Origin of the sequence: Pseudanabaena sp. PCC 6802, assembly GCF_000332175.1 — a bacterium.
GTDB lineage: Bacteria > Cyanobacteriota > Cyanobacteriia > Pseudanabaenales > Pseudanabaenaceae > PCC-6802.
Map to the genome: position 1 here is coordinate 457,087 of NZ_KB235910.1, position 16,229 is coordinate 473,315.

The window sequence follows — 16,229 nt, forward strand, 5'->3', positions numbered from 1 at the left end:
ATTGATATGCTCTATGTAAGGGCAGGTTTAGCTAGAAGTTTTTGCTTGTTACCGATAACGCTCGTACAAAACCTGCCCCTACACCTACGTCAATGAATTTTTTACAGCTACAAATTATTTGTCGCAACTGCATGAATGTATGCGAGAAACCTATTAGGTAAATCCCTAGGCAACAGCATTCTTCACAGAGATAGATGGCTTGTTAGCGCCAGAACTTGCGGTTTGTCTTTGGGTTTCTTCGATTGGTTCGACCTCAATATGATTAAAGAGCGTACTGACAAAGGCAAAAAGCAGGAATGGTAAAGACACTACAATAATCAAGCCCACTACTGCCAGGGCATACATGGGATGACTCATTAACGACAATGCTGCGGCTAAGCTTGCAAACACGACGGCTAGCCACACAATGACCTGACCGTAGATATCGCCGAGCGAAAGGGTACATTTAAAGCGGTACTTACTTAATTCATTCATAAACGATTACCTAAAAACTTTGCAAATTATTGGCTATATAGCAATGCTAACTTGATTTTCTGGTTTTGTTAGGTTAGGAGAATATTGGCAAAACTCACGAATTAAACTTTTATATTTTTGCGATCGTTAATCGACCCATGTGGAGATTATAGAATTATATAAACTTTGATAATGTAGCGATCGCTAACTAAACAGATTACCTCCTGATGAATATACGTGGAATTCTGCCTGCTGCTCTGACAATCTGCTGCTTGTCGTATTCGGGGATTGCGCCCTTATCAGTAACAGCGCAGAATAATATCGTGATCTTTGGGTCGGGCCGGGATTCCACCTTACCCTACACAACACGTACAAAGCGGCCTGGAGCTAGACTCAATACCTACAGCTTCTTTGCCAAGTTACCTAGCAATAAAGCCGTTGCCGAATTTCAGGTCATTTACCCGCAAGCGTTTCGAGGCATATTTGACGAAAGCGTTGAAATCGTAAACCGACAAACCAAAAAGAAGTATGCCATCCAAGAGACGATCGTCGATAAAGAGGTTGGTAGCACCAGATACGTGTTTAAAGAAGCGATCGCCGCTGCGCCTAACAACGAACTGGAACTAATTGTCACGGGAGTAAGCAACCCCAGCGATTCTGGCATGTATCGGATTCAGGCTCAAGCACTAGGCACAGAAGCTAACCCCTTGTTCAAGTTTTTAGGACAATGGCTAGTTGACATTTATAACTAGAAAATCCGAACAGAAATATAACAATCTGGGAAATATATTAAATGTCAAACTAAAATAGCAAGCATTAAGGTCATACAGTTTACTTTTTTGCAAAGATGGATTTCCTGTTCTCTACCCAAGGGGTAATGGTTCTTTTGCTTGGCGCTTATGCAGTTGCCATGTGGATGTTTTTGACCAGCGCGCCCAAGGTTCATACCGTGATGGTATCTGATATGGAGCAGGCTAAGGTTTTTTATGAAGGTCAGTTGGAGCTACCTCATGCCGATGTGCCATTACATTACTACTACGGCTACGATCAGGGTTTAGGTACGACGATCGATCCCATGTATTTGCCCAGGGATTCCATGGGAACAAAAACTAAATCCCAGTATGCTACCGAAGGGTTGTGGTATCAGTTGCAGAAAAATGCTCAGATCCATATAGTTCCTGGTGCCAGGATGGTTAACCCGAAGCGCAGCCGTCACGTTTGCTTCAATCGGGACTGCGTCGAAAAAGTCCTGTTAAGGATTCAAACTCTCGGCATGAAACATAAGATCCTGAATGAAAATCCTCTACAGTTTCTAGTCAAAGATCCAGACGGGCGGGTTATTGAGATCGAAGAAATAGTTGGCTAGGTTTTTATAGAGCCTTCTGAAAACCGCTATAGGTTTTGCGAACAATGCTGTGAAATAATTGATTGCTGTGGTTAAACAATAAGGATTTCACATGCAAAGGACATTTCTAGCAGTCAAGCCTGATGGCGTACAACGCGCTCTAGTTGGCAACATTATCAGTAGGTTTGAAGCCAAAGGGTTTCAGCTAGTCGGTCTTAAAATGATTATGGTCAGCCGCGAGCTAGCTGAAAAGCATTACGGAGAGCATAAAGAAAAGCCGTTTTTCCCTGGCTTGGTAAACTTCATTACCTCTGGCCCAGTTGTAGCTATGGTATGGGAAGGCAAAGAAGTAATCGCTACTGCTCGTAAGATCGTCGGTGCGACAAATCCTCTCAATGCCGACAACGGAACTATACGCGGTGAATTTGGCGTTGATGTTGGGCGCAATATCATCCACGGCTCAGATGCCCCGGAGACCGCCGAACGAGAAATAGCACTCTGGTTTACGGATTCTGAATTGGTAAGTTGGCAACCAACAATTTCCCCCTGGATATACGAATAAGGGTGACTCCAAGCCTGAAAGCCGAATGTAACAATTTCTTAATAATTAATATAGCGATCGCTATTGACTGTTCTTAACATTTCGATATATTCTGTAACAAGTAAGTTAATCTTACTTAACAATCTTCCGTAACTTTAATAAGGTTAAGAACAGTAAATGACAATCGCAGCCCAAAGACGCGAGAGCGCTTCGCTGTGGGATCAGTTCTGCAACTGGATTACCAGCACCGAGAACCGCCTCTATATCGGTTGGTTCGGCGTTCTGATGATTCCCTGCTTGCTGGCAGCTACCACATGCTTCGTCATCGCCTTCATCGCCGCTCCCCCCGTGGATATCGACGGCATCCGCGAGCCTGTTTCCGGCTCCTTAGTCTATGGCAACAACATGATCTCTGGTGCCGTAGTTCCTTCTTCCAACGCTATTGGCTTGCACTTTTACCCCATTTGGGAAGCAGACAGCTTAGACGAGTGGCTCTATAACGGTGGTCCTTACCAATTTGTGATCTTCCATTTCCTGATCGGCATTTTTTGCTACATGGGTCGAGAATGGGAGTTGAGCTACCGCTTAGGTATGCGCCCGTGGATTGCTGTGGCTTACAGCGCTCCCGTCGCCGCCGCCACCGCCGTATTCTTGATTTACCCCATCGGTCAAGGCTCCTTCTCTGATGGTATGCCTCTGGGTATCTCTGGTACGTTCAACTTCATGATCGTGTTCCAAGCCGAGCACAACATCTTGATGCACCCCTTCCACATGTTGGGCGTAGCGGGTGTGTTCGGTGGTAGCTTGTTCAGCGCCATGCACGGTTCTTTAGTTACCTCTAGCTTGATCCGCGAAACGACCGAGAACGAATCTGCCAACTACGGTTACAAGTTCGGTCAAGAGGAAGAAACCTACAACATTGTTGCCGCTCACGGTTACTTTGGACGATTGATTTTCCAATACGCAAGCTTCAGCAATAGCCGTAGCTTGCACTTCTTCTTGGCACTATGGCCAGTGGCAGGTATCTGGTTCACCTCGTTGGGCGTAAGCACGATGGCGTTCAACCTGAATGGGTTTAACTTCAACCAGTCAATTGCAGACAGCCAGGGACATGTGGTGCCGAGCTGGGCAGATGTCATCAACCGCGCCAATCTGGGTATGGAAGTCATGCACGAGCGCAACGCTCACAACTTCCCGCTCGACCTGGCCGCGATTGATGTAGCTCCAGTGGCATTGACTGCTCCTGCGATTAACGGCTAATCTGGCTAGTCCAGTCAATCTAGTATTCTCCAATTAGTCTAAATTAGAAACAAAGAGCCATCCTTTTGGGTGGCCCTTTGTTTTTCAGCTATGGCTATATACCCGTAGCTTTAGAATTATAGCTATAGCCAACAGGCTTAGGACGGGGTGCAGGGGTTACGCCCCTGCGTGGGGACTGTAACCCTACTACCCCCTGTACTAAAAGATTTGCACGCGGCTATCATCTTCGCAGTATTCCTGAATCCGAAATGACTGGCGGTGTCGATCTGAATAACCCAATCGCAAAATGGCTTCCCGATGTTTGACCGTGCCATAGCCTTTATTCTTAGCTAAATCGTAACCGGGATATTCAAGATCCAGCTCTGTCATCAGACGATCGCGCCACACCTTTGCCACAATACTAGCTGCTGCGATCGAAAGGCACGTAGCATCGCCTTTTACAACCGTTGTCTGCGGTAAAGGCTCGATCAGCCGAAATCTCAGTGGTTGATTCCCGTCAATTAAACAGTGGTTGGGTTTGATTTTTAGCTTGGCAATCGATCGCTCCATCGCCAGCAGGCTAGCCTCCAAAATATTCATGCGATCAATTTCCTCAACTGTCGCCATACCCACCTGACAATCCACAGCCACCTCACGAATCAGGCGATCGAGGGTCGCCCGACGCTGAGGTGCGAGGCGCTTACTGTCAGTTACCCCTGCTTTATGTAAGACTGAGAATCGATCTACTGGTAAAATTACTGCTGCTGCCACCACCGCACCGAATAATGCGCCTCGGCCAACCTCATCTACCCCTGCAACAGGTTGAAGTTGCGATTCAATTTCTTGGCAATTAAGCACAGTGCAAATTTAATTAAAAAATAGTCGTAAACTACTTAGGTAGAGGTGGCAGGGCTAGAACCCCTGAGTGAAGAACAATCCCTACACCCTCTGTACTAACAGATCTGTATGCAGCTATATTTAACTTTAATACTAGCTTAAGTAGTTATAGCGGTTTTCAGGTCTAAGTAGGGGGGTGGGGCGTTGCCCCTAACAAGGGGTGGAACCCCTTCACCCCAAAAATAAAACCCGCTCTCAGTTGAAAAGTGCTATAAAGCAGTTTGCAAGTCAGGCATTAATTGGAATAAATGCAAGGCACCCTTAGCGAGATCGATGTAAATAGTCTGCTTAAACTCATAGAGTTTGGACAGCGTACTGGAGAGCTATTAGTTGAGTCCAGTACAGGACAGTTTTGGTTTATGTTTTTCCGTAATGGTCAAATTGTCTACTCTACGGATCCAGACAGAAATCTAAATCGGCTGAGAGATTACTTGTACGGATTAAACCTGGAAAACCGCTTAGAGCGATTAGTGACATCAAAGCTTGGCATTAACGTTTTAGAATACGGTCAAATTTGGACTTTACTAGAGTCCCGCATCTTAACCCCCACCCAAGCCAGAAAAATTATCCACAGCATGACCCTTGAGGTTCTATTTGATATACTCAGCCTCTGCCAGGGGACTTTTGCATTTCAAACTGGCTCGGCCCTATCCCCACAACTGACTGCACTTAAGTTTTCGCTATTATCAGGTGTTGTACTTAGGCAACTACAGGCATGGAAGCAGCTTTATCCCCTCATCCAGACACCTAACCAGTGCCCTGTAGTACTAAGAAGTGAGGCCATACCGCCATCCCTCCACAACATAACATCGTGGTTTGATGGCAAGACATCACTCAGACAAATCGCTCGCTACTCCAGGAAAAGTACATTCGCGATCGCCAAATCTATTTATGCCGCAATTGAAATGCGTAGCATTGGCATGGCAAACGTGCGCTCTAATATACCAACCCGACTCAAACACGAAGCGCCTCGGGTAGTTTGCATTGATGACAGCATGACGATCTGCCGAGCGGTAGAGTATATTCTACATAATGATGGCTATCAAGTTACAGCTATTTCTAATCCTATCAAAGCCCTCAGTCTGGTCTTCCAACTCAAACCCAACCTTATATTGTGCGATATAGCTATGCCAGAACTAGATGGCTACGAGCTATGTGCCATGTTAAGAAAGTCAAGTACATTCCAGCACACACCAATTGTTATGCTTACAGGTAAAGATGGGTATATTGATCGAGTAAAGGCAAGGATAGTTGGCGCAACTGAGTATCTAACAAAGCCCTTCGGAGAAAAAGAACTGCTAACCACAGTAGAAAAATATCTAGGTATGAGTACCAATTCCGGTAATGCTGTCATATCCTGAGCACCTTACTAGTAAGCAGTGCATCAAAGCCTAGAGCACAAGAGACAAAATAATGAGGAATAGATCGCGAGCAAATTAGGAACGGTAATTTTATATGAGTAAAGTTTTAGTAGTTGAAGATAGCCCGCCTCAACGAGAAATGATCTCCGATCTGTTAAAGGGGATTGGCCTATCAGTTACCTCAGCAGGAGATGGGGTGGAAGCATTAGAACAAATCAAAAACTCCCGACCTGACATTGTTGTTCTTGACATCGTCATGCCGCGCATGAATGGCTATGAGTTGTGCCGTCGCATAAAACTAGACCCCAAAACCCAAGAAGTCCCAGTGGTAATGTGCTCGACTAAAGGTGAAGAATTCGATCGTTACTGGGGTATGAGACAGGGCGCTGATGCATATATTGCTAAGCCATTTCAGCCACAAGAATTAGTTGGCACCGTTAAACAATTACTGAGAAAAAGTTAGATAAAGATAACTCTATCTTTACTATTTATTTGAGTTGATTATTTCACTACTGTTAGCTACTATCTGTAGTTTAACCCAGAGCTAGAACTTTTCAGTCCGCAAAAGCAAGTTCGCAAAAGTGCAAGCAATATTTTGAGGTAATACTTCCAGACTATGGTGGCGAATGAAGACTTACTACCAGGAATAGATCGGGATCGAGTCACTGAGTTTCAAGGGGAACTTGAAGCACCAGAGGGCGAACTTTACCTGCGTTTTTTTGTGGGTTCTGGCATGGAGTTTGCACTGCCTGCAACGGGAATTAAAGAGGTATTAGAATACACTCCCGATCGCATCAACCCCATACCCAATGTTTCACCTTTACTGTTAGGTACGGTTAACATTAGAGGTAGGGTAGTCTGGGTAGGCGATTTGGGTCAGTTCTTAGGTAATTCTACCGCAGTTAATACAGATCGCTCCGAAATATCAATAATTGCAATTGAAGACCAGGGTTTAATGCTTGGTCTAGCCATTGAAAGTATTGGCGTTATGACCTGGCTTGACCCCGATCGACTCCGGGTTCCCAGATCGAACTTAGATAGTATGGCTCCGTTTGTGAAAGGAGAGTGGCAGCTAGAGTCAGAGAACGTGCCATTAAAGCTCCTGGATCAAACAAGTATTTTGCGATCGGCACGTTGGGCATCTTAAGGTTTCTATTTAACAAGGTTTTAGTAGCAAAAATGGTCAGGTATAGATTGGGAGAAAGCAATGGCACCTAGCATCGAAAGTCAAAAAGAGTACGAAAAAGCATCCCTAGCTTATATGCAGGGAGACTACGAAGCAGCGATCGATCTAACAAATCAGTTAGTGCAAGAGCAACCTGACAACCCAACGTATCATCTTTTGCACGGTCATGTAAACCTTGTTTTAAATAACTGTCAGGAGGCCATTAAAGAGTATCAGGTGGTTTTAACGCTTACCCAAGATACATCAATTGTTGAAAATGCTAACTGGGGTATGGCTAATGCCATAGACAGGCTAAACCAGAATACTGATGCCAATGATTCTGATGCCATCGATCAATACTACGAAAGCGAGTCACCCGAGCGGGAGGTAGCATATAGTTCATCTGTAAATAAAACAGTTTTGGAGACTGGTAGTTATTCGGACGAGCCATTTGAATTAGATGAGTTAAGGGAGTTAGACGATCCCTTTCTGTTTGGGCAAGAAAACCTCTCCTCTCCACCTACTAACTTGCAAGGGGAAAGGACTACCAACATACAGATGCCTAATAGTGCTAACAGCCATGCCGAGCCTGCCAGCACGGCTAATATGGCCAGGGGAATTGATAATTTCGACTTTGATTCAATCGAAGATATAGCTGATATAGAGAGTGGTGAATTTGACTACTCTAATAATCTTACTCAGATGGTGGGGATGTCAAACAACTACGAGCGCGGGAGTAATATTGACAATGCCTCCGACGATGTCGTCTTTATAGATGAGTTTGACAGCTTCGACGATATTTCTGGCTTCGCTAGTTCTTCGTTCGACGACCCAGATACTACTGAAATAGTAACGAATGATGATACTAGTGATTTCAGCTCTGATGAGTTTGACACGGCATTTAATATGGGTGATTTAGGCAGTACCTCACCTCAGCTTTCTATTGCCGGGTTTGGCGGTGATGACGATACTGATGCGGAACTGTTTAGTAGTACTACCTCTCGTAGCCCAGTAGCTGCTGTCAAATCGCAGGTGGGCGAAACTGCCAAAGTAGAAACGGCTAAGCAAGGCACATTGGCATTCTTTGACAATATGCCATTACGAGCAAAGACCTTATCTACAGCGATCTTAGCAGGTCTAGCAGCAGCGATCGCTGCTGGTGTAGTGACCAATGTTTCGGTAAATCAGATGAATAGTACGGCACCGAAACAGATAAATAAGGCAGAGCTAGCTACGCAACTGAGAAACAATGGTGGTGCGATCGCCTTGGTAGCCGCTCTAGCTAGCGGTGGCATTGCCCTTTTAGTTGGAATGCACGTAGCCAGAGTTATCAAGCGTTCCACAGATAACCTGCAATCTCAGATCGAGCTAGTTATACGCGGTGAAACGAATCCACAGGCTACTGTCTATACAGAAGATGACTTTGGTAAGCTCTCCCGTAGTTTTAACCAAATGACTCAATCAATCTTAGCCAGTACCAGTGAAGCGCAACGTAAAGCAGAAGAGCAAGAGCAAGCTAAAGAAGATCTCCAAAGGCAGGTTATTCGTCTATTAGACGACGTAGAAGGGGCGGCGCGAGGCGACTTAACCGTACAAGCAGAGGTAACAGCGGACGTATTAGGCGCTGTAGCTGACTCATTTAACCTTACTATTCAGAACCTCAGAGAAATTGTGCTGCAGGTTAAGGTGGCAGCTAAGCAAGTGAGTGAAGGTTCAAGGGAGAATGAAAGTTTTGCGCGCAGTCTATCATCTGACGCGCTGCGTCAAGCGGAGGAATTAAGCGTTACTTTGAATTCCGTGCAGATGATGACGGAGTCGATTCAACGGGTGGCTGAAAGCGCCAGGGAAGCAGAACAAGTAGCCAAGCTAGCCTCTCAAACTGCAATTAAAGGCGGCGAGGCAGTAGAACGTACGGTGGCAGGTATCCTGGACATTCGCAATACCGTTGCCGAAACTACCCGTAAGGTCAAACGATTGGGCGAGTCTTCCCAAGAAATTTCTAAGATTGTGGGGCTGATTTCTCAAATTGCATCTCGAACCAATCTTCTGGCATTGAATGCCAGTATTGAAGCAGCAAGAGCAGGCGAAGCAGGTAGAGGCTTTGCGATCGTTGCAGATGAAGTCAGGCAGTTGGCAGATAAGGCATCCAAGGCATCTAAAGACATTGAGGCCATTGTATTGCAAATTCAAAGCGAGACAAGTAACGTACAGCAGGCGATGGATGTCGGTACGCAACAGGTAATTGACGGTACTAAGAAAGCCGAACAGGCAAGACAATCTCTGAGCGAGATTATCCAGGTATCGCAGCGCATCGACACGCTAGTGCGATCGATTACGGAAGATACGATTAAACAGACAGAAACATCCAGAACTGTGGCTCAAGTTATGCAGTCAGTCGAATTGACCGCCCAAGAGACATCACAAGAGTCACAGAGAGTATCGGGATCGCTGCAAAATCTCGTTAGTGTTGCCCGTAGCTTGCAGGAGTCTGTAGAGCGGTTCCGAGTGGAGTCAGATAAAGCAGGAGGTAATAGATCTTAATTAACATGCATGCTTGCATGTCTTGGGCTAGACGTGATATTTAAGCCCTCAGCAATTATTAAGTCACATTAAAATAAAAATGAGCCTGTCATGAATTCAGAACAACAGCAATCTGCAACTATAATCAGATACTTCATTGAAGAAGCCCAAGAGCATCTTCAAACAATCGAGCAGGGGGTGCTCTCACTCCAGGAAGTACTCGCTGATGCAGAGGGGATTAATGAGCTATTTCGTGCTGCTCACTCGATTAAAGGTGGAGCAGCTATGCTCAGCTTTGACAGCGTTCAGCATATATCTCATAGATTAGAAGACTACTTCAAAATCCTGAAAGATCGTCCTGGTATAGCAGTGGACGAAAAGCTCAAGAGTTTGTTGCTGGCAAGTTGCGATCACCTGCAAGCTCTTCTTGACCACTTGGAAGAGAACTTTACTATTTCCCAAGAGTTTGCGACAGAAACGATCGCTGAGGCTGAACCAGTATTTGCCTATCTAGAATTGCACCTCAACGCTCTAGTTGCATCCATGCCTGGAGTTGACGATACGGCCTTCAAGGAACAACTCGCCGAAAGCGAAGCATACGATAGGCTGATGGTAAGGTTCCAGGAGGGGGTTGCCGATCGACTCAGGGATATGTTGCAGCTACTCAAGCAGGATGATAACCAAACCACCAGACAGCAACTCCAGGAAGTTTGCGATCGCTTGCTACAGCTAGGAGAAAGTTTAACTATAAGTGGCTGGCGGGATCTGATAACCGCGTCAAAGTCAGCGATCGCTAATCTAGATAATCCTTATCTAACTCTAGCGCAGACAATTATTCGGGAGATTAGACATGCTCAGGATCTGGTTTTGGCTGAGAAGAGCTATGAGATAGGGGTTTCCGAGCAGCTTCAGGCTTTAGTTGGCGACACCAGTGGTTCCGAGGACGATGTATTTGCCGAAGACGATCTAGGGCTTGAAGATTATACTTTTACAGAAGATGTAACAGATAGCAGCGATGAGTTCCCGGGCAGCTTTGAAGGCGATCTAGAAGATGACTTTACCAGTAATTTAGATGTCGAAGATCCGTTCTCGTTCCAGGAAGAGGGGGAAGTAGCCAGCTTAGATGCAGTTGATGATTTTAGCTTTGAACCTTCAACAGCAGATGACTTCAACGCTGCTATAGATGATGAGGACAGCACAGAAAGCTTCAGTTGGGATGATAGCTCTGCATCCAACAATTTCGAGTCAGATAATGTAACCTTTTCCGATCGCGTTGCCGAAACTGATGACTTAGCTAGAGATCGCGATATTGATGCTGAATCTGTAATATCTGAAGCAGACGATTTATCATTTGCATCTACAGCAGAAACTGAGCCCAGCGATGAGGAAGGTCTTAATTTAGAGGGTGAATTTGAAAGTAATCTAGATAGCGATCTCGAAGTAATAGAACTGGGCGAAACAATAGATAATTTGACCGATCGCTCAGGCAGCGATCTTGATGCATCGCTCGACTTTGCAAGCGATATTGAACTAAATCAAAGCGAGGGCAATCTAGAGGGGCTGCCAGTTAATCTTCTGGAAAACGAAGAAGATTTTGGGGGTGAGGTTGCAGATTTTGAGGAAGAGGCGGTTACCGTTGGTAGCGCCGACGAACAACTGGTGACAGATGAATTGGATAAAGAATTATCGTCGGCTCTCGTTTTAGATGAAACGATCGAACTAGAGATTTTGGGTTTCGATCTCGATGATGCTGATGAGGAAGATAATATTATCTATCAAGGTTTAGCGGCATCTAGCCAAATACTGGAGCCGATCGACAATGCTTCATCGGACGTTGGCGAGTTATATCCCGCGATCGCTGAAGAACAGGTAGCAGAGTTTTTCTCCGAAGATAACACTAGTAGTCGAAATAGCGACACGAAATTACAAGCAGGGTACGATGACGTAGTTGCGCCTAGCGTAGATGATGGAACGGCATCGGACGATCTTACTCATGAAGGTGACTTAGAACTTTCTGGTTTCTCAGATGCAGAGGTTGTTGACCTGGAAAGTAATGTCGATCTAGAGACTGATGAGATGGAAATCGATCTCGAAGCTCCTAATACCCCTGATAATTTTGCCACAAACCTGCAGGTGGAGCCTGATACTCAATCCGAGTCAGACCTTCAGCTTGAGTCAGCAACTGTGTCGGACGACGAAATGCAGAATATGTTTGCAATCCCTGACGACACTGAAACCAGCTCTGAAGTCTCATGGGATTTTGAAGTGGGCGATGCAGGGGTTGTTGACCTGGAAAGTAGTGTCGATCTAGAGACTGGTGAGGTAGAAATCGATCTCGAAGCTCCTAATACCCCTGATAGTTTTGCCACAAATCTGCAGGTGGAGCCTGATACTCAATCCGAGCTAGATCTTCAGCTTGACTCAGCAACTGTGTCGGACGACGAAATGCAGAATATGTTTGCAATCCCTGACGACACTGAAATCAGCTCTGAAGTCTCATGGGATTTTGAAGTGGGTAGTGACTCTGTCGTTGATATCGGCACAGATGTCAGTGTAAATGAGGTGGAGCAAGCCTTTGAAACTCCCGAATTTGGTGACTTTTCAGATCTGCTAACTGTCGGAGAGGACTTGGAACTTGCAGCTACAACAGAAGTAAGCCCTGAATCTACTCGATTAGAGGAGCGCACGGCGATTCAGGAAGACGATGCCGCAGTGCTCGACGATCTAAGCGTTTTGGATGAAACGGTAAACGATGAAGTTGACTTAGAGAATTTATTTGCAGATGATGATGCGCCGGAGAACGCCTTGCAAGGGGACGGTGAGTATTCGGAAGAAATCGATCTAGGTCTAGATCTTCCAGATTTCGCAGAACCTTCCTCCTCTGCTGGACTAGACGATGTAGGGGAAACGGCGAGCGATGTTGCTAGTTTGTCATGGTTGGGCGCTAGTGAAGAGGTGCCTGAAGTGGCAACTGAAACTGCGAGTGCTAGCATCCAAGCTCAAGAGGATATTAACCCGGAAGACTTTGGCGATTTGATGGCTCTAGCCCCAGATGATAGTTCTGAGGAATTATCTTTTGCTACTCTTACTCAAGAGGATATTTCTCAGCCAGAAGATATACCTCTAGCCTCTAATAGTAGTAATGCTGCTGTTGTGACTGCTGAAGATGAGGAATCCGTATTCGTCGATGATGCCGAAGATTTGCTCGGCGATACCGCTGGTCGCGTATCTGCGCTTTACGAGAAGCTGCATCAGGCAGAAATTGAGAAACTTGCCGCAGAGAGTTCCATCTCGGAGACAGACAGCACCGCCTCGCAAGAAGAAACGCGAGATAGCCTACCAGAAAATGCTGTAGATATTAGTTCAACAGATGTTGATTCGGGCAGTCTACCTGATGATGATACTGCCCATCAGATTGAGCCAGCTTCTGAATCGGCATCCGAACATTCCTGGGAAAACTACTTAGTTTCTGACGACCCAGATGATTTTAGCGTCCCAGATCTGAATATGCCTAACTATTTAGTTTCTGACGACTCAAATGATTTTAGCGTCCCAGATCTGAATATGACTGATGATTCTAACGTTGACGATCTGCTGGAGATCGCTACTAGCGATGTTGCGCGAGATGAGGCGGTAGAAAACCTGTTAGATGAAAATCTAGCTCAAGATAATCTAGCTCAAGATAGTGGTGAGGAAGGTCGAGATTTTAGCTTTGAAGCTACTTCTGACGCTACTACAGATGACATTCTGGGGATTAGCTCCGATGCTACTACAGACGACGCGCTAAGCTTTAGTTCCTCTGATGCTCTGGAATCGTCTGAAGATGACATTCTGGGGATTAGCTCCGATGCTACTACAGACGACGCGCTAAGCTTTAGTTCCTCTGATGCTCTGGAATCGTCTGAAGATCTGGCCAAGCTACTAGATGATGAGCTGACTAGTAGCTTAGAAGCTGAGGTAAATAATTCTGAATTCGCTGATTTATCTGCAATGCTTGGTGACGAAGAGTTCTCTAGTAGTTCAGGTATTGAAGCAAACGATTCTGACTTCTCTGACTTATCCGCGATACTTGGTGATGAGGAGAGCGATATTTCAGACATCTTTGGACTGGCGGATGATGAACTCTCAGATCCCGATCTTGATAGCGACGATCGCGATGGAGGATCTGCAAAGCTGAAAGACGATCGCCCCGATCCTGTAAGCCCTAATAGCGATGTCGATCCATCCGGTGATGACGGTGGTAAAGCTGAAACTGTGGGGCAAGAGTCATCTCAAGAGCCGGCTTTTGATTCATGGGAGGAGTTAGGCAGTATTATTGACGATACTGTAGGTACTTTTCGCAACCACAGTGACACGGTTGGTAACGCGCTTGACTCTGCCGCGATCGCAGCACAGCAATCGTCGATCGCAAATAGCCACGATCGCTCAGATCGCAGCGATCGATCGGAAGGTTTTGACGAGTTGGACGCTTTGCTGGCTTCATCTGCTCCTTCTATAACTACTGCATCTAAGATCGTGCCAGCTAGACAACCTGCTAGTCCTTTGCCTAATGACAGTTTTGAAGATCTTGAGGCTTTACTCAGCAGCCCTCCTCCAAAACTGCCAAAGCCTTCAGCAAGTGTGTCTCAACCCCTCAAGAACAAGCAGGTAGCAAAGGATGAGTTTGACGAGTTAGAATCCCTTTTGGTCGATACCTATGCTAAAGACTCAGGCTCTGTCAGCACAAAGACTGCAAAGCGACAAACATTAGCGAAGCGCGCAGTTACTAAAATTGTTTCCCAGACCATGAAGGTAGATGTAAAGCACCTGGATAGTCTGAATAATCTGGTAGGGGAACTGGTAGTCAACCGCAACCTTCTAGCCCAAGATCAAGAAAAGCTACAGCAATTTATTGCTAATTTACTCTTTAAGGTGCAGCAGCTCGGAGATGTCGCGCAGAGAATGAGGGATCAATACGATCGCTCTTTATTAGATAGTTCGATGAAGACTAATATTCCCAGTTCCTTCACTTCAGATGCTCTGACGGTAAGGCAAGTTTTAGATAGTGGTAGCAGTGGCAACACCATTACTGCTACTTTTGAAGATATTGAATTCGATCGTTATAACTCATTTCATATTCTATCCCAAGAAATTATTGAGTTAGTTGTAAGAGTGAGGGAATCGGCCTCGGATATTGAGTTCGTGGTAGATGAAACTGAACAGGTCAGCCGTCAGTTAGGTACGATCACTACGCAAATTCAAGATGACTTGAAACAAGTTCGCATGGTGCCATTTGCGCAAATTGCCGATCGTCTTCCCAGAGCGGTTCGCGATCTCTCATTCAAAACAGGTAAGCAAGCAGAATTAGAAATTCATGGCAGAGAAACTTTGATTGATAAAGCCATCCTGGAGCAGCTTTATGACCCGCTGACCCACCTGGTGAATAACGCCATCGTACATGGCTTAGAAGATCCAGGCACGCGAAGGGCTGCAGGGAAAAATAGTTCTGGCAAGATCGCGATCCGAGCGTTTCACCAGGGCAATCAAACCGTGATTTCGATTGGTGATGATGGTGCTGGTATTAATACTGAGAAAGTAAAGCAAAGTGCTGTTAAAAAGGGCTTGTACACTCAAAGCGAGGTTGATGAATTAAGCGATATTCAGGCTTACGATCTATTATTTGAGGCAGGATTCAGTACGAAAATGAAAGCTGATGAGCTAGCTGGTAGAGGAGTTGGTTTGGATGTGGTGCGAACCACCCTCAACGAGATTCGCGGTACGGTGCATACTGACTCTGCCCTTGGCAAGGGTACTACTTTTACAATCAGGTTACCCCTCACTCTCAGTATCTCTAAGGCAATGTTCTGTATTAGCGATCGCACGAGGATTGCATTCCCTGTAGATGGCTTTGAAGATATCATCGAAATTCCGCAGAGTCAGGTACAACTCAACGGTAAAGGGCAACCCTGTATACCCTGGCGCGATACAATTTTACCCTTCCAACCATTATCTAACTTGCTATCTTACAAACGCTATGTCGGTCGCAGCGGTATCTATAGCAGACAAGATGACGACGTACTCTCTGTGATTATTCTGCGCAATGAAGGGAATTACTTAGCACTGCAAGTCGATCAGTTTTTAGGTGAGAATGAAATCGTAATTAAGCAACTGGAAGGGCCGATTCCTAAACCGGCTGGTATTGCTGGCGCTACTATTCTGGGGGATGGTAAGGTGATGGCGATCGCCAGCGTGTTGGAGCTATTCGACATTGCCTCTGGCAGACTGCGTCCCAGCACCTCCACAATTGCCATCGAACCGATCGAACAAGATCGCGATACCCTCGAACCTACAGTGCTGATTGTAGACGACTCCATCACCGTACGCGAGTTACTCTCTCTCACATTGTCCAAGGTCGGCTATCGGGTAGAGCAAGCTAGAGACGGACAGGATGCATGGGAGAAATTGCGTTCGGGGCTGCCCTGCAATCTAATTATCTGCGATATTGAAATGCCACGCATGGACGGTCTAGAGCTACTTTCTAGACTGCAAAAGGACGAACACCTGAGTCAGATTCCGATGGCCATGTTGACCTCGCGCGGTGCCGATCGCCACCGCCAAACCGCCAAGGAACTAGGAGCGAAGGGTTACTTTACCAAGCCATATCAGGATGAAGTACTGCTCAGCGCTACGCAAAGGCTGCTGCAGGGCGAGGTATTGGTCTAAAAGAAA

11 protein-coding genes are annotated in these 16,229 nt (G+C 45.9%); 9 read left to right on the top strand and 2 right to left on the bottom strand.

What is annotated here, in order from left to right; all coding sequences use genetic code 11:
- Nucleotides 1-165: 165 nt before the first annotated feature.
- The gene (locus PSE6802_RS0102270) at nucleotides 166-474 is read right to left on the bottom strand and encodes a hypothetical protein (RefSeq protein WP_019498451.1); all 309 of its coding nucleotides are present in this window, start codon (nucleotides 472-474) and stop codon (nucleotides 166-168) included.
- A gap of 206 nt (nucleotides 475-680) precedes the next feature.
- On the opposite strand from PSE6802_RS0102270, the gene PSE6802_RS0102275 reads away from it, so the two are divergent.
- The 4 genes from PSE6802_RS0102275 to psbA all read left to right on the top strand — a co-directional run bounded on the left by PSE6802_RS0102275 (nucleotide 681) and on the right by psbA (nucleotide 3,599).
- The gene (locus PSE6802_RS0102275) at nucleotides 681-1,205 is read left to right on the top strand and encodes a DUF2808 domain-containing protein (RefSeq protein WP_019498452.1); all 525 of its coding nucleotides are present in this window, start codon (nucleotides 681-683) and stop codon (nucleotides 1,203-1,205) included.
- A 95-nt stretch (nucleotides 1,206-1,300) separates the two neighbouring features.
- Entirely contained in the window at nucleotides 1,301-1,819 is a 519-nt protein-coding gene (locus tag PSE6802_RS0102280; protein ID WP_019498453.1) for a VOC family protein, read from the top strand.
- Between the two features lie 91 nt (nucleotides 1,820-1,910).
- Nucleotides 1,911-2,360 (top strand): nucleoside-diphosphate kinase, encoded by a 450-nt coding sequence (ndk, locus tag PSE6802_RS0102285; protein WP_019498454.1) that lies wholly within the window; start codon nucleotides 1,911-1,913, stop codon nucleotides 2,358-2,360.
- 156 nt (nucleotides 2,361-2,516) lie between these two features.
- A complete protein-coding gene (psbA, locus tag PSE6802_RS0102290) occupies nucleotides 2,517-3,599 on the top strand; it encodes a photosystem II q(b) protein (RefSeq protein WP_019498455.1) in 1,083 nt (360 codons plus the stop codon).
- A gap of 198 nt (nucleotides 3,600-3,797) precedes the next feature.
- Here psbA and PSE6802_RS0102295 read toward each other — a convergent pair whose 3' ends face one another.
- Nucleotides 3,798-4,436, bottom strand: coding sequence for a ribonuclease HII (locus PSE6802_RS0102295; RefSeq protein WP_019498456.1), 639 nt, complete (start codon nucleotides 4,434-4,436; stop codon nucleotides 3,798-3,800).
- A gap of 287 nt (nucleotides 4,437-4,723) precedes the next feature.
- Between PSE6802_RS0102295 and PSE6802_RS0102300 the strand changes: the two genes are divergently transcribed.
- From PSE6802_RS0102300 to PSE6802_RS30685, 5 genes are all read left to right on the top strand, one after another.
- Nucleotides 4,724-5,836, top strand: a complete 1,113-nt coding sequence (locus PSE6802_RS0102300; protein WP_019498457.1) for a response regulator — start codon at nucleotides 4,724-4,726, stop codon at nucleotides 5,834-5,836.
- Between the two features lie 94 nt (nucleotides 5,837-5,930).
- Nucleotides 5,931-6,299, top strand: coding sequence for a response regulator transcription factor (locus PSE6802_RS0102305; protein WP_019498458.1), 369 nt, complete (start codon nucleotides 5,931-5,933; stop codon nucleotides 6,297-6,299).
- A 153-nt stretch (nucleotides 6,300-6,452) separates the two neighbouring features.
- Nucleotides 6,453-6,983, top strand: coding sequence for a chemotaxis protein CheW (locus tag PSE6802_RS0102310; RefSeq protein WP_019498459.1), 531 nt, complete (start codon nucleotides 6,453-6,455; stop codon nucleotides 6,981-6,983).
- A gap of 60 nt (nucleotides 6,984-7,043) precedes the next feature.
- Entirely contained in the window at nucleotides 7,044-9,542 is a 2,499-nt protein-coding gene (locus PSE6802_RS0102315; RefSeq protein ID WP_019498460.1) for a methyl-accepting chemotaxis protein, read from the top strand.
- Between the two features lie 90 nt (nucleotides 9,543-9,632).
- On the top strand, nucleotides 9,633-16,223 hold the full coding sequence (locus PSE6802_RS30685) for a response regulator (protein ID WP_019498461.1): 6,591 nt from the start codon (nucleotides 9,633-9,635) through the stop codon (nucleotides 16,221-16,223).
- Nucleotides 16,224-16,229 lie beyond the last annotated feature (6 nt).